The following is a 25,088-nucleotide window of genomic DNA, read 5'->3' as shown; positions in this document are numbered from 1 at the left end:
TACCGCCACGAGCAAATCGCTGATACGCTGGCAGCATTCACAAACGCACCGTTATCTGTGTGCTCGCGAGTTTGCGTTTTCGCCACCGTCCAGCAGTTCGAATCCAGCTGGGTATACAGATTCCAGGCGAGCGGCAATTCGCTGAGGAACTTGTCGCTGCACCGCCTGCACTGCCTGTTCAATCGCGACTTCAAATGCTCGCTGATTGGCCGCACCATGACTCTTAATCACCGTGCCGCGCAATCCTAACAGACAGGCGCCATTATACTGGTCGGGGTTGAGGTGACTAAATCGCCTTGTCAGGCTTTTTTGTAACCAACGTTTTAATAACAGCAGCCACCACGACCGTTTTTTGCCCTCACCCTGAGACTTCAGCAGTGAAAGGAACATTCTGACAACACCTTCCATCGTCTTTAATGTGACATTACCTGTAAAGCCGTCACAGACCAACACATCAGTTTTGCCAGTCAGTAACTCATTGGCTTCAAGATAGCCGATATAATTGATAGAAGGGATTGTTTTTAGCACTGCAGAAGCATCCCGAATACTGTCGAGACCCTTGGTTTCTTCTTCACCGATATTGAGCAACGCAACACGGGGATTGGCAATTCCAACCACCTCTTCTGCCAGCACGGAACCCATGACGGCAAATTGCACCAACATCGTGCTATCACAATCCACGTTGGCGCCCAAATCCAGCACCACCGTTTTGCCCTTTTGCTGATGGGGTAAAACCGTCACCAGCGCAGGACGCTCAATCCCCTCAAGGGGTTTGAGCAATAACTTCGCAAGTCCCATTAGCGCGCCTGTATTACCGGCGCTCACACAGGCTTCCGCTCGTCCTTCTTTCACGAGCTCCAGGGCAACGCGCATTGAGCTTCCACGACTGGCGCGAATAGCTTGCGAGGGCCGGGCATCACTGGCAATAACTGACTGAGCAGGGATAATCTGCAGACGTGAACGTTGTTCGAAGTCAGCTTTGGCAAGTAATGGCGTGATTGTATCGGGATCCCCGACTAAAAGAAGTGTGAGTTGCGAATTAGAATTCAGTGCCTGCAATGCTGCAGGCACTGTCACGGTAGGGCCAAAATCACCCCCCATGACATCTAACGCCAGGGTTAGACGTGTCAAGGTATCGTCGCTGCCCGGTTAGGTGTTTCCCCAGTTACCCGGGGAAAGCCTCACTAAGCTTCATCACGCGTGTACTCTTTGTCTTTCTCACCGTAGTAGGAAAGTCATTGAGTCATGCGTGATTACTTAGCGATTACCTTACGGCCACGGTAAAAACCGTCGGCAGTGATGTGGTGACGCAGGTGTTGTTCACCAGAAGTTTTGTCTACAGACAGGCTGGTGACTGCGGTCAGAGCGTCATGAGAACGACGCATGCCACGTTTGGAACGGGTTGGTTTATTCTGTTGTACGGCCATGGACCTTACTCCTCAATTACTTACGCTTTAAGCTGGCTAATACGGCAAATGGGTTTGGTTTTTGCGCTTCATCAGGCAATTCGCCAAAGACCATGTCCGCCTCGGACACTTCACAGTGTTCAGAATCATGCACCGGAACTACCGGCAAGGAGAGGATAATCTCATCTTCAACCATTGCAAGCAGATCGATTTCACCGAATTCGTTAACCTCAATCGGCTCATACGCTTCCGGGAGTGCTTCAGCCTGCTCGTCAGAACGGACAGGACTAAAACAATATGTTGTGTGAACATGAAGTGGGAACGGTTTCCCGCAACGCTGACATTCGAGCGTAACCGACACCTTTGCATCACCGGTTATAACGGCAAGGCGCTGGTTATCGATAGCGAACGACATGGAGCATTCCACATCACTGTCCACACTGACTACAGAATCGGCGACACGCTCAACCAGATCAGAAGTATAGATACCTTCATAATCGAGGCGTTTCTGAGCCGTACGAACCGGATCAAGAGTCAGGGGTAATTTTACCTTTTGCATAGGGCGCGCATATTAACTTTGTAACGTCATATAGTCAAAGAAAAAGGCAGCCTGTGGTTGCCTTTTGCCAATAATTCGCACACATTGCGGGTCATCGACTTAAAATCGCTCAACACAAGCCATTACAGCCAGCTTGTAGGACGAAGTCCATAGTTTAAAATGGCTCTCATCAATACGCTATATGCGAGGGAAAAAATATGCCTCAACTTATTCTTGCTTCTACCTCTCCCTGGCGTCGCGCTTTACTAGAAAAACTGGCAATCCCGTTCGAATGCGCAGCACCAGAGGTTGATGAAACGCCGTTACCGGGCGAAGCCCCCCGGCACTTAGTCTTGCGACTGGCGCAGAAAAAAGCGCAATCTCTCGCCCACCGTTATCCATCGCACCTTATTATTGGTTCCGATCAAATTTGTGTTCTCGATGGTGAAATAACCGGCAAACCGTTAACAGAAGAAAATGCACGCCAGCAGTTACTCAAAGCCCGTGGCAATATTGTGACGTTTTATACCGGACTGGCGCTGTATAATTCTGCGACCGGACATTTACAAACTGAAGTTGAACCGTTCGACGTCCATTTTCGTCATTTAAGCGAAACGGAAATTGAAGATTACGTGCGCAAAGAGCGCCCGCTGCATTGTGCCGGTAGTTTTAAAAGCGAAGGATTGGGCATTGCACTTTTTGAGCGCCTGGAAGGTCGTGACCCAAATACTTTAATCGGTTTGCCGCTAATCGCACTGTGTCAAATGCTGCGACGAGAAGATATGAACCCGTTAAAAGCCTGACGGGTTGACGGCTGTTTAGGCCTAATCCTGTAGGCCTGATAGGCACAACGCCATCAGGTCTACAGGTAATGCGCGATAATATCAATGCGCATCAGCCTTTACTGCGTAACACCTCGAGGCAGCGCTTCAACTGCTTATCCATTGGCGCTTCAATACGCATTACTTCACCCGTCCCCGGATGAGTGAATTTCAACGCTGCGGCGTGCAAAAAGAGCCTGCTCAGTCCGGTATCCGCCAGTTGCTTATCGAACTCACGATCGCCATAGCGGTCGTCAAAGGCAATCGGATGTCCGGCATATTGCGTATGCACGCGAATCTGGTGCGTTCGTCCAGTCACGGGACTGCAGCGCACAAGCGTAGCGAACGCGTAACGCTCTTCCACTTTAAAGCGCGTTTCCGATGGCTTGCCTTCCTGATTCACCCGCACGATACGCTCGCCGCTTTGCAGAATGTTCTTTAACAGCGGGGCCTGCACGGTTTTGACATGGGACTGCCACTGGCCGCGTACCAACGCGAGGTAATCTTTCTGCATGCCTTTTTCACGCAGTTGTTCATGCAACGAACGCAAGGCAGATCGTTTTTTGGCCACCAGCAGCACGCCGGAGGTATCCCGGTCGAGGCGATGCACCAGCTCAAGGAAACGCGCTTCCGGGCGCAGCGCACGTAAGCCTTCAATGACGCCAAAGCTTAATCCGCTTCCACCATGCACGGCCGTACCTGAAGGCTTGTTAAGCACCAGAATGTGGTCATCTTCATATAAAATGACATCGGTCAGCGCCGCGACCTTCTGCAAATTCGGTGAAATGGCCTCTTCTTCACGTTCAGCGACACGTACAGGTGGAATACGCACAATGTCCCCGTCTTCGAGTTTGTACTCGGGTTTAATGCGTTTTTTGTTCACCCGCACTTCGCCTTTACGCAAAATGCGATAAATCATACTTTTCGGCACGCCCTTGAGCTGGGTGCGCAAAAAGTTGTCGATGCGTTGCCCTGCTTCGTCGGCAGTAATGGCAACTGTTTTTACGGCTGGAGTCTCTGTTTTCATGGGGGCCGATTTTAAATAGCCATCAAGATTCGCGCCACACATTTTTCTATGCTTATATTAACTGCTATACCTTATTACTTAAGTTTGACATAGCCGATTTGGTGGTTATTAAAGCAATCACTACGCGGAAGTGAAAAAACTGTGAGTAACCGGGTGATAAATGGCAAAAGTCATCTTGCTATAACAAGGTTAGCAGTGGAATAATGAGGTTGTTTCCGTGTTGAATCTTGTTAAAACAAGACCTTTTCCGGAATGACCCAATTTTGCCCGACCGATCATCAACGCAGCAATGGCGTAAGACGTATTGATCTTTCAGGCAGTTAGCGGGCTGCGGGTTGCAGTCCTTACCGGTAAGTGCTCTATAGATTTCGCGTTGTAGGAAGGCGGCAAGTCTGGGAACCCCAGGTGCTTACTCCTGTAAGTGGTTGGGGTAAGAAGATGAAGCCAACGCACCCACAGCGTGAAAGACGATAAGCACAATGGAAGCTTCTCTGGAGAGTAACACCCAGACTGTTCCCCTGATAATTGCGCTGTGTTTCCGTATGAAATACAGGCAACCGACACTCTGCGCCTCTTTGAGCTGACGATAACCGTGAGGTTGGCGACGCGAATAGACACGAGGCCATCGGTTCACACCCGGAAAGGCATTACTCTGCCCGCAGCTTAGTCGTCAATGTAAGAATAATGAGTAAGTTACGATGAAAAGAATGTTAATTAACGCGACTCAGCAGGAAGAGTTGCGTGTCGCCCTTGTAGATGGGCAGCGTCTGTACGATCTGGATATCGAAAGTCCTGGACACGAACAGAAAAAAGCCAACATCTATAAAGGCAAAATTACCCGTATTGAACCGAGTCTGGAAGCTGCTTTTGTTGATTACGGCGCTGAACGTCACGGTTTCCTCCCGTTAAAAGAAATTGCCCGCGAATACTTCCCCGCTAGCTACAACTCCCATGGTCGTCCCAACATTAAAGACGTGTTGCGCGAAGGTCAGGAAGTCATTGTTCAGATCGATAAAGAAGAACGCGGCAATAAAGGTGCTGCGCTGACCACCTTTATCAGCCTGGCAGGTAGTTATCTGGTTCTGATGCCGAACAACCCGCGCGCGGGCGGCATCTCCCGTCGCATTGAAGGCGACGACCGTACCGAATTAAAAGAAGCGCTGGCAAGCCTGGAACTGCCTGATGGCATGGGGCTTATCGTGCGTACCGCAGGTGTCGGCAAATCTGCCGAAGCGCTGCAGTGGGACCTGAGTTTCCGCCTGAAGCACTGGGAAGCGATTCAAAAAGCCGCTGACAGCCGCCCTGCTCCGTTCCTGATCCATCAGGAAAGCAACGTTATCGTTCGCGCATTCCGTGACTATTTACGTCAGGACATCGGCGAAATCCTCATCGACAACCCGAAAGTTATGGAGATGGCGCGTCAGCACATCGCCGCGCTGGGTCGTCCGGATTTCAGCAGCAAAATCAAACTGTACACCGGTGAAATCCCGCTGTTCAGCCACTATCAAATCGAATCTCAAATTGAGTCCGCGTTCCAGCGCGAAGTGCGTCTGCCGTCCGGCGGCTCAATCGTTATCGACAGCACAGAAGCGCTGACCGCTATCGATATCAACTCCGCACGCGCGACCCGCGGCGGCGACATCGAAGAAACTGCGTTCAACACCAACCTTGAAGCAGCCGATGAAATTGCTCGTCAGCTGCGTCTGCGTGACCTCGGCGGCCTGATCGTAATCGACTTCATTGATATGACGCCGGTTCGTCACCAGCGTGCGGTTGAAAACCGTCTGCGTGAAGCCGTGCGTCAGGACAGAGCGCGTATTCAAATCAGCCATATTTCTCGCTTCGGCCTGCTGGAGATGTCCCGCCAGCGTCTGAGCCCGTCGCTGGGTGAATCCAGCCATCACGTATGCCCACGCTGTTCCGGCACGGGTACCGTACGTGATAACGAATCACTGTCGCTGTCTATTCTGCGTCTGATCGAAGAAGAAGCGCTGAAAGAAAATACCCAGGAAGTTCACGCTATTGTTCCTGTGCCGATCGCATCCTACCTGCTCAACGAAAAACGTACCGCGGTAAATGCTATCGAGACACGTCAGAATGGCGTGCGCTGTGTGATTGTGCCAAACGATCAGATGGAAACTCCGCATTACTCCGTGCTGCGCGTACGCAAAGGGGAAGAAACACCAACCCTGAGCTACCTGCTGCCAAAACTGCATGAAGAAGCGATGGCATTGCCGACTGAAGAAGAGTTCGTCGAGCGTAAACAGCCAGAGCAGCCGGCATTAGCCACCTTTGCAATGCCAGAGGTGCCGCCAGCCCCTGCTTTGCAGGAACCTACTGCGAAGGCCGCCGCGCCTAAAGCCGCAGCAGCGACCGCGGCCGTCGCCGCGCAGCCAGGTTTGATTAGCCGTTTCTTCAGCGCACTGAAGTCCATCTTCAGCGGTAGCGAAGAAGTGAAACCGGTTGAACAACCTGCGCCGAAAGCTGAAGAGAAAACCGATCGCCAGCAGGATCGTCGTAAACCGCGTCAGAACAATCGTCGCGACCGTAACGATCGTCGTGATAATCGCGACAACCGTGGCGAGCGTGATAACCGTAACGAGCGTTCAGAAAGCGGCGAAAACCGTGAAGACAACCGCCGTAACCGCCGTCAGTCGCAGCAGCAAAATGCGGAAGCGCGCGATAACCGCCAGCAGTCTACTGAGGTCGCCGACAAAGCGAAATCCGGTGATGACCAGCAGGCTCCGCGTCGCGAGCGCAACCGCCGTCGCAACGATGATAAGCGTCAGGCGCAGCAGGAAGTTAAAGAGCTGAACCTGGCAGAACAACCTGCGCAGGATACCGAGCAGGAAGAGCGCGTTCGTCAGCCTCAGACTCGCCGTAAACAGCGTCAGCTGACTCAGAAAGTTCGTTACACAGACAGCCCGGCTGTTGAAGCCGAAGTCGCTACTGTCGAGGTGGTCGCTGAAACGGCTGTCGCTCAGCCAACTGAACAGCCCGTACCGGCACAGCGTACTGAACTGGCGAAAGTTGATCTGCCTGCCGTCGTTGCGACTGAGCAGGAAGACAACAGCGAAGCGCGTGACTCCAATGGTATGCCGCGTCGTTCCCGTCGCTCACCTCGCCATCTGCGCGTCAGTGGACAACGCCGTCGTCGCTATCGTGACGAGCGTTACCCGGTTCAGTCGCCGATGCCGTTAACGGTTGCCTGCGCATCTCCAGAATTAGCGTCCGGTAAAGTCTGGATCCGCTACCCTGTTGCTCGTCCTCAGGATCAGCAGGTTGCAGAGCAGCGCGAGCAGGAAACGGTTCAGGGGCAAACAGCACCTGTCGCCGTAGAGCCTCAGGTTGCTGCAGCTGCCGTTGAGCATATTGTGAACGCCCCTGCGTCGGTTGAAACCGTACAGCCAGAGGTGGTCATTGCTGAACCTCAGGCTACCGTCGTTGAAACCACGCATCCGGAAGTCATCGCTACTCCGGTCGAGGAACAACCGCAAATTATCGCTGAATCTGACGCGCCTGTTGCTGAGGATACCGCGGCGAAAGCCGAACCTGTCGCTGAAATCGTGGCTGCGCCGGTTGTCGAAGAATCTGCGGAGGTTGTTATTTCTCAGCCTGAAGTGGCTGAAGAGATTGCCGAGGTTGTGGAAACAGCGCCAGTGGTTGAAGAAGTTGCCGCGCCGCAAGAGGTTGTTGCCGCACCGGTCGTCGAAGACGCGGTCGTTAAGGCTGAAGTTGTCTCAACCCGCGTTGACGCAGAACATCTTCACAGCCACGCGGCCGCCCCGATGACCCGTGCTCCGGCACCAGAGTATGTGCCTGAAGCGCCGCGTCATAGTGACTGGCAACGCCCGGAATTCACCTTTGAAGGTAAAGGTGCCGCAGGTGGACACAGCGCCACGCACAAGGCGACTGCGCCAGCAACGCGCCCGCAGCCAGTTGAGTAAGTCATAATCAACATCAAAGCCGACCTTCGGGTCGGCTTTTTTTTTATCTCTGCTCTACGCACTGGCAAACTGAGAAGGCGTGGTTACGCTGGCAATCTTTAGCGGCGCGATTGCGTGGGAAATAAGATTAACGGGGAATCTGTCGCTGAGAAAAAACAGTGGCCTAAAAAAATGCCCGCTCCGGGGTGTTAAAGGAGCGGGCAGACAAACATATCCAGTTTCATGATATGTTCAAAAAGGTGTTACCGGTTCAGTTGAAATAGTGACATTCCCTGCATATCGGTAAACGTTTTGTACGATGCCTGCAGTGCGGCCTGCTGCATCACGTAGGACGAAATCGCTGCGTTCCAGTCAACATCCACCAGATTGCTCATCTGCTGAGTCTGGCCCAATGCGCGATCGGCGCCCAGTGAATCCAGTGAACTTAACTCGCTGAGCTGAGTCCCTAATTCTGCACGAACAGAAAGCACGTTATTCAGTGAATTTTTCAGGCCACGACTGGTTTTATCAATGGCTGCAGAGGCAGTAGCTTTTGCCGCGTCATTACCCTCAATCGGGGTTTTGAGCGCATCAATAGCGGTATCCAGCATTTTGAACAGGTTCTTTTCCTGAGTACCGCCGCCTGGTTCCGGTACGGCATTGCTGGTCAGATTAACAAATACTTTATCGCCAGTATGACCAATCACCATGGTACGGGAGGCATCGACCTGCTGGGTCACATTTGTTGTACCGCCGCTGTAAGCGCCATCTGCCTGAGCAAATGGTGCAGATTCTGTTTTATATCCGCCAAAAATATAGCGCCCATTACCGTCGGTGCTGTTCGCCAGGTTCATCAGTTGATCGCGGATCCCCTGCAGGTCGGTGGCCAGCGATGCACGGTCGTCATCGCTTAACGTGCCATTCGCAGCATAGACAATTTTTTCCTGCGCGGTCTGAATTGCCGTCGTTACCTGACTCAGTACGTTCTCTTCCAGCGATACTTTTTGCGTCGCAAATGAACGCGCCAGCGTATATTGGCTGTTCTGCGCCTGTGCTTGAGAAAGCACCACGGCCTGCGAGGCGGCGATCGGATCGTCAGATGGGTTGATCACACGTTTTCCCGTTGACATCTGCTCGCCGAACTTCATCCATTCAGCCTGAGAGTTAGTGATGCCACGCATATTCTGCTGGTACATCATCTGGGTGCTGATACGCATTGTGTCCCTCTCCCTTAGCGAATATTAATCAGTGCATCAAACAGCGCATTTGCGGTTTGCAGCACTTGCGCGTTAGCCAGGTAATACTGTTGATAGCGTTGTAAGTTACCGTATTCTTCGTCGAGGTTGACGCCGGAAATAGACTGCTGCTGCTTATAAAGCTGCGTTACCACGTTGTTCTGGGTAATGGCGCTGGTTTTCAGCGTCGCGGTTTTGTTCCCGACATCGCTTACCAGCGTGGCATAGGCATCGTTGAAGGTCTTATTACCCACGGTAGCTTTGGTCTGCAGATCCAGCAGTTTCTGACCGTTACGGTTATCGCTTTTTCCCTTATCAATATCCGGGTCCGGATCATTTTTTGAGACCTGGGCCATGGCGATTTTCGACTCATCGGTCACCATGACTTTCATATCAACAACGGCGTTACTGACAGGTTTCACTGTGAAGCTGTCATTTGCTTTTGCGCCAGCATTTACGGTGATTTCCATCCCGTCAAAGGACATCTTCCCACCGGTAACGGTAGCTTTGAAGCTGGTATTATCCGCCAGGCGAGTAACCTGCCAGTCCGTCCCGTCATAAACGATTTTATAATCGGTCGCCTGTACAGCAGAGCTGTCGGTAATCTTCGCGCTTAACGATCCTGTTCCTGTATTTTTAGCGTTGTTGAATACTGCCGGGCTACCGATAGCAAAGAAATCCTTACCCTGATCGCCGTTCGCATCAAAACCTTCTTTATGCTGGGTGTTAAACGCATCGGCAAACGCCAACGCCAGTTGGCCCAGCGTGTTACGCGTCTGGTCAAGCTCTTGAGAGCGGAAAGTCAACAGCCCACCCAGTGAACCGGTATTCAACAGTTTTTCGGGAATTTCAACCTCGCCGGCAACCCCGTCGACGTAGGCCACTGTGGTTCGATTGGGATCATCACTGGAGGGCACAGCCGCCAGCTGGCGTGCATTGCTGCCCTGCACCAGTGAATAACCGTTCGCCATGGTTATGTTGTAAGTCCCGCCGTCCTGAACGCTGACTTCAACACCGACAATCTGGTTCAGTTCACTGACCAGTTGGTCGCGCTGGTCGAGTAAATCGTTAGGCGATGCGCCCGCGCCGACGCCGGTCAGACGGGAAATCTGATCGTTGAGGCTGGCAATCTGTTTTGAATAGTTGTTGATCTGGTCAACGCTGGCCTTGATCGCAGTATTAACCTGCTTGTCTTGATCACGCAGATACTGGTCGGTTGTTCTGAACTGGTTGACTAAACCATCAGCTTTACCGATCAGCGCCTGGCGCGCCGCCGGGTCTTCCGCGTTACTGACAAGCGTTTGCAGGCTGGTAAAAAAGTCCTGCATTGAGGTCGAAATGGAACTGGTTTTGCTGGAGAGCAGATTGTCGATTTTCGACATTTGTTCATAGCGCGTTGTCAGGCCGCTGCTTTGGTTCTGCGCGGCACGTAACTGATTCGTGATAAAGGAGTCATACTCGCGCTGTACGCCAGAAACATAGACGCCATTGCCAACCCAGCCCCCCGCACCCAGCGTGCTGTTCGCTTGCGCCATAATTGTCGTTTGACGGGTGTATCCGGCAACGTTATAGCTGGAGATGTTATTACTGGCAGAATTCAACGCGGCCTGCGCTGCGGCGAGTCCACTCATCGCGTTATTAATCAAGCTGGACATGGAGGTTCCTTGTAATCCTTCAATACTCGTTATTATCGGCAGCAGGTTGGTAGACTTGAGCTATTTAAAAGAGATTATCGATATTCGTACTGTAGGTTTTGCTCACTTTTTCGCTCATCGATTTCAACTGCTGGATCATGCTGGTTAATTTACGCGCATAGTTAGGGTCAGTCGCGTAACCGGCATTCTGCAAAGCCTGTGCCCCCTGCTCGGCGGTAGCAGCGGCGGTTACCGCCGCATAGCGCGGGTTACGCGATATCAGACCGACATAATCCGACAGTGCCTCAAGGTAAGAGCTATAGACGCGGAATCGGGCTTTCACCTTTTTCGCCTCGCCGTTTTCATATTCGGTGGTGGTGATTTCGGTGGTTGGGCCTTTCCAGCTTCCCGAAGCCTTCACGCCAAAAATGTTAAAGCTCGGTTCACCGTTCTCACGGCGGATTTGTCGCTGGCCCCATCCGGACTCCAGCGCCGCCTGCGCCAGAATCAGATGATGCGGAACCCCGCTTTGCTGACTTGCCAGCTTAGCCGGCAGCGATAGCTGGGCGAGGAAGTCTTTGCTGTCACCTGACAGCGGCTCATCATTGCTTTCCGTCGCGCGGGGAATGGCTTTACGGACCAGTTGCGTCAGCGCCTGGTTTTGATAGCTGGTCACCGTTTCCAGAGAGAACTTCATTGGCACCTGCGGCGCATCGTCTGCGGGTTGCGCCTGCCCTTCAGTCATCTGCTTAACCATCATTTCAGCCAGTCCCAGACCTTTACCTGCGGTCATCTGCTGCGCAATTTGTTGGTCATACATGCTGGTATACAAACGTGTTGAATCACTGCTAAAAACGCCATCTTTCGGCAGCGCTTCACGCATGCTTTTCAGCATCATTTGTACGAACATCCCTTCAACCTGACGGGCAACCGGGCGGATATTCGCCGCCGGGTCCTGACCCGCTTTCGCTTTCAGTTCGTTCAGTGATTGCGCATCCCAGGCGGCACTGGTCAGCAGTTTGCTGTCACCAATCATTAGATGATTTCCAGTTTGGCGCGTAAGCATCCCGCGCTCTGCATCGATTGCAGAATGGACATCAGATCCATCGGCGTTGCCCCTAGCGCATTAAGCGCGCGCACAACATTGTTCAGGTTGGCGCTGGAACGCACGCTTTGCAGCGAACCGCCGCTCTGGCGCAGATCGATCTGGGTTTGAGGCGTCACCACGGTCTGTCCACCGCCAAACGGTGTATCCGGCTGGCTGACGTTCGCCTGGCGGTTTACCGTAATCGACAAGTTGCCTTGCGCGACAGCACAGCTATCCAACGTGACTTCACGGTTCATAACGACGGATCCGGTGCGCGAGTTGATAATCACTTTCGCATCCTGCGGCGTGACATTCACCTCCATATTCTGGATGTCAGCAAGGAAACGCACCTGCGAACTGTTGCCGCTTGGCACGCGTACCTGAATCGTCCGGGCGTCCAGCGCAGTGGCGCTACCAAAGCCGCGCGAACGGTTAATGGTGTCGGTTATCTGCTGCGCCATAGTGAAATCTTCATTATTGAGCTGCAGATTAATAGTGTTACCGCCGCCGAACTGGCTGGGTAATTCACGTTCGATGGTCGCGCCGTTGGTAATACGTCCGCCATTGAGCTGGTTTACCTGCACGCTACTGCCACCCGCAGCCGCGCCTGCACCGCCTACCAGAATATTCCCCTGCGCCAGCGCATATACCTGGCTATCGACCCCTTTCAGCGGGGTCATCAGCAACGTTCCGCCGCGCAGGCTTTTGGCGTTCCCCATGGAAGAGACCACCACGTCAATGGTTTGCCCCTGACGACCAAAGGCCGGGAATTGCGCGGTCACCATCACCGCCGCCACGTTTTTCAGTTGCATATTGGTGCCGGTTGGCACGGTAATTCCCAACTGCGAAAGCATGTTGTTGAGCGTTTGCGTAGTAAACGGCGTCTGGGTAGTCTGGTCACCCGTGCCATCCAAACCGACCACCAGCCCATAACCGATCAACGAGTTTTCCCGCACGCCCTGAACGCTGGTCAGGTCACGAATACGGTCGGCATGCGCAAAGGTGGTTATCAGCACCAGTACCATTCCAACTAAAGATTTAAACACTGGCTACCTCGCTTACATCGGCGACAAGTTAAGGAAGAAACGCTGCAACCAGCCCATATTCTGCGCTTCATTGATGTAGCCGTTGCCGACATACTCAATACGTGCGTCCGCAACCTGAGTTGACGGTACGGAGTTGCTGCCACTGATGGTGCGCGGGTTAACGACCCCGGAGAAGCGAATGAATTCAGTGCCCTGATTAATGGCGATCTGTTTTTCACCCACAACATGTAAGTTGCCATTCACCAGTACCTGATCGACCGTTACGGTCAGGGTACCGCTGAAGGTATTTCTGGCGTTCGCGCCGCCTTTACCGTTAAAGGAGTTACCGCCTGAAGCTTCTACGTCAGCACGCTCATTGCCAAACAGTCCTTGCAAATAACGCGGTACGGTATCAAAACCAAAGTTGGTCTTGCCGTCACGGCTTGCATTAGCCGAAGAACTTTTGCTCGCGCTGACGTTTTCCTGCAATACGATGGTCAACGTATCGCCAATATTGCGCGGACGGCGGTCTTCGAATAGCGGCTGATAACCGTAGTTAATCGGTTGGGCCGACTGGAAGATTGATCCATTCGCCACTGGCGTCGGGCCAGGAACAGGCTGGGCAGACGTTGCGCCCTGCACGAGGGGCGTGGCCGGGATCCAGGCGCATCCTGTCAGTGAAACTACCAACAGGGCTAAAATTGGGTATGGGTGAAGCGCGTATTTTCGCATTGCGGTCATCTTCAAAATCAGTGTGCCGGTGAGGCTTTCACCCCACCGGGCCACACTTTAGAGTTGCGTCAGTTTTTGCAGCATCTGATCGGTGGTCGATACCGCTTTACTGTTGATTTCGTAAGCGCGCTGCACCTGGATCATGTTTACCAGCTCTTCCGCCACGTTGACGTTAGAGGTTTCAACATAGCCCTGGTACAGCAGACCCGCGCCGTTCAGCCCCGGAGTGCTCTCATTCGGCGCACCGGATGACTGCGTTTCGGTGTACAGATTCTCACCAATGCTTTCCAGACCGGTATCGTTCATAAAAGTAGTCAGGTTAAGCTGCCCTACCTGAACCGGTGCTGCCTGGCCCTGCTGGGTTACGCTGACGATACCGTCGCGTCCAATGGTGATACTGAGCGAGTTAGCCGGGATGGTGATAGCCGGCTGAACCTGAAAACCACCCGCAGTCACCAGTTGGCCGTTCTGATCCACCTGGAAAGAACCGTCACGGGTGTAGGCGGATGTGCCATCAGGCAGCATGACCTGGAAAAAGCCCTGCCCTTTAATCGCCACATCTTTACTGTTGTTGGTCTGCGACAGGTTCCCCTGGCTGTGTAAACGCTCGGTCGCGACCGGGCGCACACCGGTACCAATCTGCAAACCAGACGGCAGTGTGGTTTGTTCAGAAGACTGTGCGCCAGGCTGGCGAATCGTCTGGTACAACAGATCTTCAAACACGGCACGTTGACGCTTAAATCCGTTGGTACTGACGTTTGCCAGGTTGTTGGCAATCACATCCATGTTGGTTTGCTGCGCATCCAGGCCGGTTTTGGCGATCCACAATGAACTGATCATAAAATGTCCTGTATTAACTCATCGACAGCAGTTGGTTGGCGCGACCCGCGTTATCATCCACGCTACTGATAATCTTCATTTGCATTTCGAAACGACGGGCGTTGGCGATCATGTCACTCATCGCGGCTACCGGCTTAACGTTACTGCCTTCCAGTACACCCGACATAACGCGAATGCTGGGGTCGGCCTGTAACGTAGCGCCACGGGTAGCCTGCGCGGCCTGAGTCAGACGGAACATACCGTCATCGCCACGTTGCACTTCACTCCCCGTGGCCTTCACCAGTTTCAGTCGCCCAACTGGCGCAACGGTGTTAGCCGGATCGCCAGGGTTGAGCGCCGAGATCGTGCCGTCTGCCGCAATGGTGACTTCTGAACCTTCCGGTACGGCTATTGGTCCGGCTTCGCCAATCACCGGGTGTCCCTGAATGGTCAGTTCCCCCGTAGGGCTTACCTGAATGGCGCCATTTCGGGTATATCCTTCGCTACCGTCCGCGGTCTGCACAGCCAACCAGCCATCTTGTTGCAGCGCCACGTCCAGCGGACGTGAGGTATAGTCCATCTGACCCGGCGTCATATCGGCCCCCGGCGTGGAGGCCACCACCAGCGTACGCGTCGGTAAAGACAATCCTTCAACGGGAACCGCGCGCAGCGCATTGAGTTGCGCACGAAAACCCGGCGTTGAGGCGTTTGCCAGGTTGCTGGCCGTCACCGCTTGTTGATTCAGCGTCTGACTGGCCGCGCCCATGGCGGTATAAATTGCGTGATCCATTAAGCCATCCCGTCAGGCGCTTAGCGCAGGTTGACCAGCGTGTTGAGGATCTGGTCCTGGGTTTTGATGGTCTGCGCGTTCGACTGATAGTTACGCTGGGCGACGATCATATTCACCAGTTCTTTACTCAAATCCACGTTTGATGCTTCCAGCGCGCCGTTGGTCAGCTTGCCGAAGTTACCCTCGCCTGCAGTACCCAGCAGCGCCACGCCGGAAGACTGCGTGGCTGCCCAGACGTTGTCACCCTGAGAAGCCAGACCTTCGTTGTTGGCAAAGTTTGCCAGCACGATCTGCCCCAGAACCTGTTGCTGTTCGTTGGAGTAGTTACCGACCACAGTACCGTCATTGTTAATCTGGTAGCTCACCAGGTCGCCCGGCTTATAGCCATTCTGATTCGTGGCAACGATGTTGTTGGCGCCAGTGTTCTGCTGCATGGAATTGAGGAAGCTCAGAGAGAAATTTGCCGCATCAGCACCGTTAATCTGCCCGGTTGTGATGTTGATTTCCTTTGGCCAGACGGTAGGAGGCGTTGGTACCGCCTCGGCGGCTGTGGCGCTAATCCCTAAGAACACACCATTTTCATTAAAGCGCATAAACCCTGCTGATTTTGCAGCGGCTCCGGTTGAAGCATCCTGTGTGTGAACTTCCCAGGTGTTGCTCTGCGCATTTTTGACATAAAAAATATTCATGTCATGGGCGTTACCCTGGCTATCGAAAACGGTAACGGTGCCTTTTTTGTTGTAGGAATCCGCATCGCTGGGATTAAACGGGGTCTTCGTTGGCACCTTGTCAGTGGAGTTCAGGTTGATCTGCATTGACGCAGTCGTGGTGGTTTTAGCCGCCATCAGCGTATTCGGGATAGTGATCGGCGCCGGGTTAGCACCTTGCTGTATCGTTGGCGGTGTACCGGTAGCCGGATAGCCCGTCAGCTGTAGCCCCTGCATGTTGACGATATTGCGGTTTTCATCGAGCTTGAACTGACCGTTACGGCTGTAGAAAACGGAACCGTTGCTGTCTACCATGCGGAAAAAACCGTTCTGGCTGATAGCGACATCCAGCCCGCGACCGGTGTTGGTCGTGGTACCGTCGGTAAAGTCCTGGGTAATGCCCGCAACTTTAACGCCCAGACCCACTTTAGAACCGGCGAACATATCGGCAAAAGAGGCCGTACCGGATTTAAAACCGTAGGTGGCGGAGTTGGCGATGTTGTTACCAATGACATCGAGGTTGGTCGCTGCAGCGTTCAGACCGCTGACCGCTTGTGAAAAGGCCATGACTTACTCCTGATAAGTGTGAAGGCTTAAATGATCTGCCGTACTTCGTCGAGGGTGGTGGTTCCATAGGTGCCCAGATCCAGCGTATTACCGCCGTTGCTGCGAATAACGCCCTGCACCAGCGCAAACTGAAGCGGCTGAGCCACCAGTTGTGTTCCGCCATTACTGGCAGCAATTGACACGTTGTAAGAACCGCTTGGCGCATCCGTGCCATCGGTCATGGTGCCGTCCCAGGTAAAGGTATGAACGCCCGCTTTCAACCCACCAATATCAATGGTGCGTACCACCTTGCCGTCTTTATCGGTAATGGTTGCGGTAACCTTATCTGCCGGTTGCTGCAGTTCAACGCCAAACGGCGTAGTGGTGGTTTTTGCGCCCTCTTCCGTACCTTTACCGGTCAGGATGGTGGTACCTGGGATCATGACACCGTGGCCAATCAGCGTACTGGCCTGCAGCGACTGACTGTTGTCGATCTGCCCGGAGATCGATCCCAGCGTGGTGTTCAGTTTCTCAATTCCGCTCACGGTACTGATTTGCGCCAACTGGGTGGTCAGTTCGTTGTTTTGCAGCGGGTTGGTTGGATCCTGGTTTTTCAGCTGTGCAACCAGCAGCGTAAGGAAGCTGCTTTGCAGGTCCGCGGCGTTGCTGCCCGTCAGCGAACTCTTCCCCGTTGCGTCATTCACACCCGTCGTGCTCGGGTCATTCATTTTTACAGCAATAGACATGTGCGCCTCCTTTTACTGGCCTAGCGTCAGCGTTTTGAGCATCAAGCTTTTCACCGTATTGAGCACTTCGACGTTTGCCTGGTAGCTACGCGAGGCTGACATGGTGTTGACCATTTCGCCGACGACGTCCACATTCGGCATTTTTACGTAACCGTTCGCATCGGCCAGCGGATTACCGGGTTCATAAACCAGCTTATCCGGCGCCTGGCTTTCAATGACGTCAGCGACTTTTACGCCACCGGTTGCCGCACCTGGCGCGGCATCAACCTGAAACACAACCTGCTTCGCGCGATACGGCTGACCGTCAGGTCCGGTGACGCTATCCGCATTCGCCATGTTGCTGGCCGCCACGTTCAGGCGCTTAGACTGAGCCGTCAGCGCAGAGCCTGCGATATCAAAAATATTTAACAGCGCCACGAATTAGTTCCCTCCTTGCAGCACGTTCATCATGCCTTTGATTTGTCCACCCAACGCGGTCAGCCCCATTTGATACTTGAGGCTGTTGTCTGCAAATTGCGTACGCTCCCGGTCCATATCTACCGTGTTGCCATCGAGAGACGGCTGATCAGGAATGCGGTAGAGCAGTTCCGTAGAAGGAGCGGAAACGGTCTGGGCCGGAATGTGTTGTGCAGAGGTCAGCGTCAACGAGACACCGCCGGTTTCTTCCCGTCCTCGCACCATGACTTTTTTTAATTCACTGGCGAAATCCAGGTCGCGCGCCTGATACCCCGGCGTGTCGGCATTGGCTATGTTGGCCGCCAATACTTCCTGGCGTTGGGCGCGCAAATTCAGCGCTTCCTGTTGAAAACGTAAGGCGGCGTCGAGCTTATCGAGCATATCTCCTCCGCAAATGACAAAATTCAGCCGACAGCTTAAATCCCATTACGCGCGCGTTATCGCCGGAATAAACGCAAAATGCGTCGCTATTTGTTGCGTTGATGACTGCGTCACACAGGTAGAATCCTGTCACTACCTGAAAAAGCGCGAGGTTTTGATGCAAACGTTTAAACGTGGAGTCGTCGTGGCAGCACTGCTGTTCAGTCCTATGACGCTGGCGCAAGACCTGAATTCACAGCTGACGGCATGGTTTTCCCAGCGACTGGCCGGATTTAGCGATGAGGTCGTCGTTACTATCCGAACGTCGCCAAACTTATTGCCGAGCTGCGAACAACCAGCATTAAGCGTGTCCGGGAGTGCAAAATTGTGGGGTAATGTGAACGTGCTGGCGCGCTGCGCCAACGAGAAACGTTATCTGCAGGTGAACGTGCAGGCCACGGGAAACTACGTTGTTGCCGCCGCGCCCGTCGCTCGGGGTAGCGCCCTGACTTCGGCCAGCGTAACGCTAAAACGAGGTCGACTGGACCAACTCCCTCCGCGCGCCGTGCTGGATATGAATCAGGTGCAGGATGCCGTAAGCCTGCGCGATCTGGTCCCTGGTCAGCCGATACAGCTTTCCATGTTGCGCCAGGCATGGCGAATCAAGGCCGGTCAGCGCGTCCTGGTTATCGCCAACGGAGATGGCTTTCGGGTGAATGCCGAAGGTAAAGCGCTGAACAATGCCGCCGTCGCCCAGAATGCCCGAGTACGGATGATTTCAGGCCAGGTGGTGAGCGGTGTCGTCGATTCTGATGGGAATATTCTTATTAACCTATAATAGGTTAAAGATTTTTTAGCGTGTGCCGATAGATAAACAACCAATGATTACAGCGGGCCGCTATAGCGTAACCCCTCGATGAGGATAAACAAAATGAGCATTGATCGTACCTCACCATTGAAGCCAGTAAGTACCGTTCAGCCACGTGAAACCAGCGATGCGCCGGTACAAAAAACGCGGAAGGAAAAAACCACCGCCACCACCAGCACCAGCGTCATGCTGAGCGACGCCCAGGCCAAACTGATGCAGCCCGGCACCAATGACATCAATATGGAACGCGTGGAAGCACTGAAAACCGCGATCCGTAATGGCGAGCTGAAAATGGACACCGGAAAAATTGCCGACTCGCTGATCCGCGAGGCGCAGAGCTACTTACAGAGTAAATAAAGTATGACTCGTTTGTCAGAAATACTTGACCAGATGACGACCGTCCTCAATGACCTGAAAACGGTAATGGATGCTGAACAGCAGCAGCTTTCCGCAGGATATATTAACGGCAGCCAGCTACAGCGTATTACAGAAGAAAAAAGCTCTTTGCTGGCAACCCTTGATTACCTGGAGCAGCAGCGCCGTCTGGAGCATGACGCCACGCGCAGCGCCAATGATGAAATTGCCGAGCGTTGGCAGACCATTACCCGGAAAACACAGGACCTACGCGAACTCAACCAGCACAACGGTTGGCTGCTGGAAGGGCAGATCGAGCGCAATCAACAAGCGATTCAAGTGCTGAAACCGCACCAGGAACCGGCGCTGTATGGCGCAAACGGTCAAACCTCTGCTGCGCACCGCGGCGGGAAAAAATTCTCTATCTGATGCTAGCCTGATAACGTTTTGCTTATCAGGCCTACGCGTTTTGTAGGCCGGATACGGCGTCATGCCGCCATCCGGCATTAATCTGTTACGCCGTCCGGCGCACAAACTCTTTCACTTTAAAGCCCAGCACCGCGAGCGCAGCGAAGTAAGCAGCAATACCTGCCACCACAACGGCCATCAGACGCAGCAGACGCCATAACATCGTTCCCTGCGACCAGTCCGGCATGATGTATAGCATCCCAACCAGCGCCGCCGACATCACCAGCACAGAAATCACCAGTCGCGCCAGGAACCAGGCCCAACCCGGTTGTGGGGTAAAAATTTTCTGTTTCCGCAGTTGCCAGTACAGCAGTGAAGCGTTCAGACACGCCGCCAGACCAATCGACAGCGACAGCCCGGCATGTTTCAGCGGCCCAATAAACGCCAGGTTCATTACCTGGGTCATAATCAGCGTGACAATGGCAATCTTGACTGGCGTTTTAATATCCTGGCGCGAATAAAAACCAGGGGCCAACACTTTCACCACGATCAAGCCAATCAAACCTACCGAATATGCCACCAGCGCGCGCTGCGTCATCGCTGCGTCAAAGGCGGTAAATTTACCGTACTGGAACAGAGAAACCGTCAGCGGTTTGGCCAGAATCCCCAACGCCACGGCGCTCGGTAATGCCAACAGAAAACACAAACGCAGGCCCCAGTCCATCAGACGGCAATACTCATCATGATTACCGCTGGAAAAACTTTTGGATAGCGAGGGCAGCAGGATAGTCCCCAACGCGACACCAAGTACGCCAGACGGAAACTCCATCAGACGGTCAGCATAATACATCCATGACACTGAGCCAGAGGCCAGAAACGAAGCGAAAATCGTATTGATGATCAGTGAAATCTGGCTGACAGATACCCCAAGGATCGCCGGGCCCATTTGCTTGACGACGCGCATCGCCCCCGCATCACGGAAGTTCACGCGCGGCAGCACCAGCATGCCAATTTTCTTCAGGTGCGGAAGCTGATAAATCAGCTGTAGCACGCCGCCAACGGTAACGGCCCACGCCAGCGCCAGCACCGGAGGGTGAAAATAAGGCGCAGCAAACAGCGCGAAACCGATCATGCTGATATTCAGAAAGGTCGGCGCAAACGCCGGAATGGAAAAGCGATTCCAGGTATTCAGGATCGCACCCACCAGCGAAGCCAGTGAGATCAGCAGAATATACGGAAAGGTGATCCGTAGCAGTTGAGTGGTCAGCGCAAATTTGTCCGCGGTGTCGGCAAACCCAGGCGCGGTGACTAAAATCACCCACGGGGCAGCCAGCATCCCGGCGACCGTCACCACGGCCAGCGCCAGGGTCAACAGCCCGGAAACGTAAGAGACAAAGACGCGGGTCGCATCCTCACCCTGCTTACTTTTATATTCGGCAAGAATAGGCACAAACGCCTGCGAAAAAGCGCCCTCAGCAAAGATTCGGCGCAGCAGGTTAGGAAGTTTGAACGCCACAAAAAAGGCATCAGTCGCCATCCCTGCGCCAAAGATTCTGGCGACAATCGCATCACGCGCAAAACCCAGCACACGTGAAAACATCGTCATCGAGCTGACGGCTGCCAGCGACTTTAATAAATTCATCTATGTTGTATTCCAGACTCTGAGGCAAACCCCCGACAAACCTGCCCGTAGGTCGGATAAGGCATGATCGCCGCCATCCGGCACTTTTGCTGTGCCTGATGGCGACGCCGTAGCGTCTTATCAGGCCGACAAACCAGCCTATGGTTGAAAAGAGGTGTTATTTTTGAGTTGGCATATAGTACCTGGATTACAATGAATTACTACCGCCAGATGTTACAGGGGGTTATTCAGCCATTGCCTCCCGCCACAGCTTTTCGACAACGCGCTGGGCCAAGAGCGCCTGCTCACCTGCCGTCTGGGGAACCGTCTGATTTTGCACGCACTCAATGAAATGACGTGCGCATCCGGCAAAACCACGCTGCTCCAGGGTAGTTTGCCAGCCTGCTACCGGCTTGTGCACCACACCTTGCCCGCGCTCTTCCCGCCATTCCCGCATATCCGTGACGTCAATCAGGCCACCATCCGTCACCGCCTGCACGCTCTCGCGCTGGCTACCGGCGCGGCGATGCATACTGGTCGTTATCTGCATTTGCCCGGCACAAAAATGGTGCTCCGCATAGAGCATCGCGCCGGATTCATTGGTTAACAGCGTACCGTTATTTAACTGCGCTTTCTCTCCCGCCAGCCACAATGCGGTATCGACAACGTGCAGATAGTCGTCCAGTAGAGTGAAGCGCAGATCGTGCGGCCCGACGCTGTCCGTCCGGTGCTTATCCATGCGTACGGACGCCGCATTGCCCAACTGGGATTTGAGATCCTGATACAGCGGCGCAAATCGACGGTTAAACCCCACCATCAGCGTCAGCTTTTTCCTCTCGGCCAGCTCCACCAATTGTTCAGCCTCGCGCAGGTTTTCCGCCAGCGGTTTATCCACGCACACGTGAACCCCGGCATTCAGCAGTTCGCTGACCACCGCATAGTGCGTTGCGGTACTGGAATGGACGAAAACCGCATCGCAGGTTTGCGCCAGATTAACCAGTGAATCAACGTAAGGTATCCGCCAGGTATCACAGATACGCTGCGCTTTTTCCCTCGAAGGTGAAAATGCCCCTTCCAGCGTCCAGTCTGCACTAGCGCCCAGCACGGGCAGCCAGGCCTTTTGCGCAATCCCGCCGAGCCCGACAACGCCGATACGTAATTTATTCACATCAGTCTCCCAGGTGCGCCAGCAAGGAATCAAGCCGCTGCTTAAGCTCCGCGACGTCTGTTTCCAGCGCGTCAACGCGCGCCTGTAGATCGCCCGAAGCTGCCGGAAGTTCATCTGTGGTGGCCATCGCTTCATCAACGTCACCGCAAAACAGGTGCATATAACGGCTTTCACGTTTGCCCGGCTCACGCGCCAGGCGAACGACATAAGGACCATCTTCCCGGGTTGCCAGTTTCTCCAGTGTCGACTCTACTTCGGCCATGTCGCTGAATTCGTACATCCGGGAGGCGCGGCTACGCAGTTCACCAGGTGTTTGAGCGCCGCGCAGCAACAGCGTGGTAATGAGCGCGACTTCCCCCGCGCTGAGCTTAAGATTGCCAAACTCAGAGTTGCAGAAACGCTGCTCATATTTCGTGACGCGATTACCAAAGCCACTCACCGTACGCAGGAAATGCCGTTTCACCAGGTTATCAAGCTGATCCTGCACGTCGGATTCCGACAGGTTCATCACGGGTTCACGATTCGTTTTTTGATTGCAGGCGGTTACGACTCCGTTAACGGAGAGCGGATACTGTTCAGGTGTAGTCACTTGTTTTTCTAATAAACAGCCAATCACCCGTGCTTCAGTGGCGGTTAATTCGTATTTCATCGTCTTCTCCATTAATCATGGCTGCATCTGAAACTTAGCGGCCGGGGGTCCATTCTGATGTGGTCAACGCCGTCAGCACGTGATCGCGCCACTGCCCGTCAATCAGCAGGTAGTCTTTGGCATACCCTTCTTTTTCAAAACCCAGTCGCGCCAGCAGGTCACCGCTGCGTTTATTATGTGGCATGTAGTTAGCCATAATGCGGTGAATATGCTGCGTGCGCTGCATATAGCGGATGGCCGAGGTTAAGGCTTCATACATCAGCCCCTGCCCCTGCCACTTCTGTGCAATGGAGTAACCGAGATAACAGGCGTGGAAAGATCCCCGCACGACGTTCGAGAAGTTCGCGACGCCAATAATCTCTTTTTCTTCCGGATCGAGCAGCGCAAAGTAATAAGCGGTGCCCTGTTTATGAAACTCAGAGATCATGCTCAGACGCGCCTGCCAGCCTGACGGATAACAGTGGCTTTCATCGCGAATAGGTTCCCAGGGTTTTAAGAAATGACGATTTTCTGCGTAATAATCTGCCAGACGCCAGGCATCACGCTCATGCACTAAACGCACGACCAGGCGGTCCGTGGTTAAGCGCACTTTTGGCACGTTACTGCGATAGCCAAACATTCTATACCTACTCCTTCCCGTAACGTCTTCAATACGCTATTCGCATTACTATACCTGCGCAAATACGCCCTGTGAAAAGAGCAAAATGCCATTTTTTGAATTATTCACACATTTTGATGAAAACTCTCTATCAAGACGGACTTTTGATAAAAAAATATTGTCCCGCGAAGGGTGGGAAAAGCGATGACGACACCGCAGAATAGGAGGTGCTTATCTTTTAAACTCTATCCAGAGTGACGAGTTTTTCCCTGGAGGGGAAATGTCGCAAGTCTCGCAGGCAAGGAACCTGGGTAAATACTTCCTTCTTATCGATAACATGCTGGTCGTGCTGGGTTTCTTCGTCGTTTTCCCGCTGATCTCAATTCGTTTTGTCGATCAAATGGGCTGGGCTGCCGTGATGGTCGGTATCGCGCTTGGATTACGTCAATTTATCCAGCAAGGTTTAGGTATCTTCGGCGGTGCTATTGCTGACCGTTTCGGGGCAAAACCGATGATCGTCACCGGCATGCTGATGCGCGCTGCCGGATTCGCCACCATGGGCATTGCCCATGAACCGTGGCTGCTGTGGTTTTCCTGCTTTCTTTCCGGGCTGGGCGGCACGTTGTTCGACCCTCCCCGCTCGGCGCTGGTGGTCAAACTGATCCGTCCGGAAAAGCGCGGGCGTTTTTTCTCTATTCTGATGATGCAGGATAGCGCCGGGGCAGTGGTTGGCGCGTTGCTCGGCAGTTGGTTATTGCAATACGATTTCCGTCTGGTGTGTGCCACCGGCGCAATTTTGTTCGTTCTGTGCGCGGCGTTTAACGCCTGGCTACTTCCGGCATGGAAGCTGTCGACGGTGAAAATTCCGGTGCGCGAAGGAATGAGCCATGTGATGCATGACAAGCGCTTTGTCACTTATGTGCTGACGCTGGCGGGCTATTACATGCTGGCGGTACAAGTGATGCTGATGCTGCCAATAATGGTAAACGACATCGCTGGCTCACCGGCCGCTGTGAAATGGATGTATGCCATCGAGGCGTGCCTCTCTTTAACGTTGCTCTACCCGATTGCCCGCTGGAGTGAAAAACGCTTTCGCCTTGAGCATCGCCTGATGGCCGGTCTGCTGGTGATGTCTTTAAGCATGATGCCCATCGGCCTGGTCGGAAATTTGCAGCAGTTGTTCACCCTGATTTGCACGTTCTATATTGGCTCAATCATCGCCGAACCGGCGCGTGAAACCCTGAGCGCCTCGCTGGCGAATGCACGTGCCCGGGGAAGCTATATGGGTTTCAGTCGACTGGGACTCGCCATCGGCGGCGCCATTGGTTATATCGGCGGCGGCTGGCTGTTTGACATGGGTAAAGCCCTGGCACAACCGGAGCTGCCCTGGATGATGCTCGGCATTATCGGCTTCATCACTTTCCTGGCGCTGGGGTGGCAATTCAGTCTCAAACGCCCAACGCGTGGTATGCTGGAGCCTGACGCCTGATAGCCAATCTGGCGTACGCGCATTTTTCAGTTTTTTCTGCTGTTACCCGCAGCGCTGGTGCTCGATGATGCTTTGTGT

The 25,088-nt window shown here is 53.6% G+C and carries 25 protein-coding genes; 6 read left to right on the top strand and 19 right to left on the bottom strand.

Annotation, left to right across the window (positions count from 1 at the left end; genetic code table 11):
- Nucleotides 1-51 precede the first annotated feature (51 nt).
- From plsX to yceD, 3 genes are all read right to left on the bottom strand, one after another.
- On the bottom strand, nucleotides 52-1,131 hold the full coding sequence (gene plsX, locus B9P82_RS03070; protein ID WP_071601761.1) for a phosphate acyltransferase PlsX: 1,080 nt from the start codon (nucleotides 1,129-1,131) through the stop codon (nucleotides 52-54).
- A 122-nt stretch (nucleotides 1,132-1,253) separates the two neighbouring features.
- A complete protein-coding gene (gene rpmF / locus B9P82_RS03065) occupies nucleotides 1,254-1,427 on the bottom strand; it encodes a 50S ribosomal protein L32 (protein ID WP_003036242.1) in 174 nt (57 codons plus the stop codon).
- A 16-nt stretch (nucleotides 1,428-1,443) separates the two neighbouring features.
- Nucleotides 1,444-1,965, bottom strand: a complete 522-nt coding sequence (yceD, locus tag B9P82_RS03060; RefSeq protein WP_003036239.1) for a 23S rRNA accumulation protein YceD — start codon at nucleotides 1,963-1,965, stop codon at nucleotides 1,444-1,446.
- Between the two features lie 197 nt (nucleotides 1,966-2,162).
- Here yceD and B9P82_RS03055 point away from each other — a divergent pair, with 197 nt between their 5' ends.
- Nucleotides 2,163-2,747, top strand: a complete 585-nt coding sequence (locus B9P82_RS03055; protein WP_016152637.1) for a Maf family protein — start codon at nucleotides 2,163-2,165, stop codon at nucleotides 2,745-2,747.
- Nucleotides 2,748-2,838: 91 nt separating this feature from the next.
- Here B9P82_RS03055 and rluC read toward each other — a convergent pair whose 3' ends face one another.
- On the bottom strand, nucleotides 2,839-3,792 hold the full coding sequence (rluC, locus tag B9P82_RS03050; RefSeq protein ID WP_049259723.1) for a 23S rRNA pseudouridine(955/2504/2580) synthase RluC: 954 nt from the start codon (nucleotides 3,790-3,792) through the stop codon (nucleotides 2,839-2,841).
- Between the two features lie 698 nt (nucleotides 3,793-4,490).
- Here rluC and rne point away from each other — a divergent pair.
- Nucleotides 4,491-7,739, top strand: a complete 3,249-nt coding sequence (rne, locus tag B9P82_RS03035) for a ribonuclease E (protein WP_101699922.1) — start codon at nucleotides 4,491-4,493, stop codon at nucleotides 7,737-7,739.
- Between the two features lie 242 nt (nucleotides 7,740-7,981).
- Here the strand turns inward: rne and flgL are convergent, their stop codons facing one another.
- From flgL to flgB, 11 genes are all read right to left on the bottom strand, one after another.
- On the bottom strand, nucleotides 7,982-8,935 hold the full coding sequence (gene flgL, locus B9P82_RS03030) for a flagellar hook-associated protein FlgL (RefSeq protein WP_016152634.1): 954 nt from the start codon (nucleotides 8,933-8,935) through the stop codon (nucleotides 7,982-7,984).
- A gap of 14 nt (nucleotides 8,936-8,949) precedes the next feature.
- Nucleotides 8,950-10,608, bottom strand: a complete 1,659-nt coding sequence (gene flgK, locus B9P82_RS03025) for a flagellar hook-associated protein FlgK (RefSeq protein WP_046274758.1) — start codon at nucleotides 10,606-10,608, stop codon at nucleotides 8,950-8,952.
- A gap of 64 nt (nucleotides 10,609-10,672) precedes the next feature.
- Complete coding sequence (gene flgJ, locus B9P82_RS03020) at nucleotides 10,673-11,623, bottom strand: flagellar assembly peptidoglycan hydrolase FlgJ (protein ID WP_016152632.1); 951 nt, start codon at nucleotides 11,621-11,623, stop codon at nucleotides 10,673-10,675.
- On the bottom strand, nucleotides 11,623-12,699 hold the full coding sequence (locus tag B9P82_RS03015; protein ID WP_019076467.1) for a flagellar basal body P-ring protein FlgI: 1,077 nt from the start codon (nucleotides 12,697-12,699) through the stop codon (nucleotides 11,623-11,625). Before B9P82_RS03015 ends, flgJ begins: the two co-directional genes overlap by 1 nt.
- 33 nt (nucleotides 12,700-12,732) lie before the next feature.
- Entirely contained in the window at nucleotides 12,733-13,431 is a 699-nt protein-coding gene (locus B9P82_RS03010) for a flagellar basal body L-ring protein FlgH (protein WP_046274759.1), read from the bottom strand.
- A 57-nt stretch (nucleotides 13,432-13,488) separates the two neighbouring features.
- Nucleotides 13,489-14,271, bottom strand: coding sequence for a flagellar basal-body rod protein FlgG (flgG, locus tag B9P82_RS03005; protein ID WP_003036202.1), 783 nt, complete (start codon nucleotides 14,269-14,271; stop codon nucleotides 13,489-13,491).
- Between the two features lie 13 nt (nucleotides 14,272-14,284).
- The gene (locus tag B9P82_RS03000; protein ID WP_016156188.1) at nucleotides 14,285-15,040 is read right to left on the bottom strand and encodes a flagellar basal body rod protein FlgF; all 756 of its coding nucleotides are present in this window, start codon (nucleotides 15,038-15,040) and stop codon (nucleotides 14,285-14,287) included.
- 20 nt (nucleotides 15,041-15,060) lie between these two features.
- Nucleotides 15,061-16,314 carry a flagellar hook protein FlgE gene (flgE, locus tag B9P82_RS02995; RefSeq protein WP_016152628.1) on the bottom strand — a complete coding sequence of 418 codons (1,254 nt, stop codon included), beginning with the start codon at nucleotides 16,312-16,314 and terminating at the stop codon, nucleotides 15,061-15,063.
- A 26-nt stretch (nucleotides 16,315-16,340) separates the two neighbouring features.
- Nucleotides 16,341-17,039 carry a flagellar hook assembly protein FlgD gene (gene flgD, locus B9P82_RS02990; RefSeq protein ID WP_016152627.1) on the bottom strand — a complete coding sequence of 233 codons (699 nt, stop codon included), beginning with the start codon at nucleotides 17,037-17,039 and terminating at the stop codon, nucleotides 16,341-16,343.
- Between the two features lie 12 nt (nucleotides 17,040-17,051).
- Complete coding sequence (gene flgC, locus B9P82_RS02985) at nucleotides 17,052-17,456, bottom strand: flagellar basal body rod protein FlgC (protein ID WP_006685091.1); 405 nt, start codon at nucleotides 17,454-17,456, stop codon at nucleotides 17,052-17,054.
- Nucleotides 17,457-17,459: 3 nt separating this feature from the next.
- A complete protein-coding gene (gene flgB, locus B9P82_RS02980; protein WP_016152626.1) occupies nucleotides 17,460-17,876 on the bottom strand; it encodes a flagellar basal body rod protein FlgB in 417 nt (138 codons plus the stop codon).
- A gap of 157 nt (nucleotides 17,877-18,033) precedes the next feature.
- Between flgB and flgA the strand changes: the two genes are divergently transcribed.
- The 3 genes from flgA to flgN all read left to right on the top strand — a co-directional run bounded on the left by flgA (nucleotide 18,034) and on the right by flgN (nucleotide 19,506).
- Nucleotides 18,034-18,693 (top strand): flagellar basal body P-ring formation chaperone FlgA, encoded by a 660-nt coding sequence (gene flgA / locus B9P82_RS02975; protein WP_016156187.1) that lies wholly within the window; start codon nucleotides 18,034-18,036, stop codon nucleotides 18,691-18,693.
- Nucleotides 18,694-18,786: 93 nt separating this feature from the next.
- Complete coding sequence (flgM, locus tag B9P82_RS02970) at nucleotides 18,787-19,080, top strand: flagellar biosynthesis anti-sigma factor FlgM (RefSeq protein WP_016152624.1); 294 nt, start codon at nucleotides 18,787-18,789, stop codon at nucleotides 19,078-19,080.
- Between the two features lie 3 nt (nucleotides 19,081-19,083).
- Nucleotides 19,084-19,506, top strand: a complete 423-nt coding sequence (gene flgN, locus B9P82_RS02965; RefSeq protein WP_016152623.1) for a flagella biosynthesis chaperone FlgN — start codon at nucleotides 19,084-19,086, stop codon at nucleotides 19,504-19,506.
- Nucleotides 19,507-19,591: 85 nt separating this feature from the next.
- Here the strand turns inward: flgN and murJ are convergent, their stop codons facing one another.
- The 4 genes from murJ to rimJ all read right to left on the bottom strand — a co-directional run bounded on the left by murJ (nucleotide 19,592) and on the right by rimJ (nucleotide 23,542).
- Nucleotides 19,592-21,127, bottom strand: a complete 1,536-nt coding sequence (gene murJ / locus B9P82_RS02960; RefSeq protein WP_016152622.1) for a murein biosynthesis integral membrane protein MurJ — start codon at nucleotides 21,125-21,127, stop codon at nucleotides 19,592-19,594.
- A 223-nt stretch (nucleotides 21,128-21,350) separates the two neighbouring features.
- Nucleotides 21,351-22,274 (bottom strand): Gfo/Idh/MocA family protein, encoded by a 924-nt coding sequence (locus B9P82_RS02955; RefSeq protein ID WP_101699921.1) that lies wholly within the window; start codon nucleotides 22,272-22,274, stop codon nucleotides 21,351-21,353.
- Between the two features lies 1 nt (nucleotide 22,275).
- Nucleotides 22,276-22,923 (bottom strand): YceH family protein, encoded by a 648-nt coding sequence (locus B9P82_RS02950; protein ID WP_047359336.1) that lies wholly within the window; start codon nucleotides 22,921-22,923, stop codon nucleotides 22,276-22,278.
- 34 nt (nucleotides 22,924-22,957) lie between these two features.
- Nucleotides 22,958-23,542: a ribosomal protein S5-alanine N-acetyltransferase gene (gene rimJ / locus B9P82_RS02945; RefSeq protein ID WP_006685101.1), complete on the bottom strand. Its 585-nt coding sequence runs from the start codon at nucleotides 23,540-23,542 to the stop codon at nucleotides 22,958-22,960.
- Nucleotides 23,543-23,801: 259 nt separating this feature from the next.
- Between rimJ and mdtH the strand changes: the two genes are divergently transcribed.
- Nucleotides 23,802-25,010 carry a multidrug efflux MFS transporter MdtH gene (gene mdtH / locus B9P82_RS02940; protein WP_016156184.1) on the top strand — a complete coding sequence of 403 codons (1,209 nt, stop codon included), beginning with the start codon at nucleotides 23,802-23,804 and terminating at the stop codon, nucleotides 25,008-25,010.
- The last annotated feature ends 78 nt before the right edge of the window (nucleotides 25,011-25,088 follow it).

Origin of the sequence: Citrobacter sp. L55 (assembly GCF_002850715.1) — a bacterium.
GTDB classification, from domain to species: Bacteria; Pseudomonadota; Gammaproteobacteria; order Enterobacterales; family Enterobacteriaceae; genus Citrobacter; species Citrobacter braakii.
This window is presented reverse-complemented; position numbering and strand designations above follow the sequence as displayed.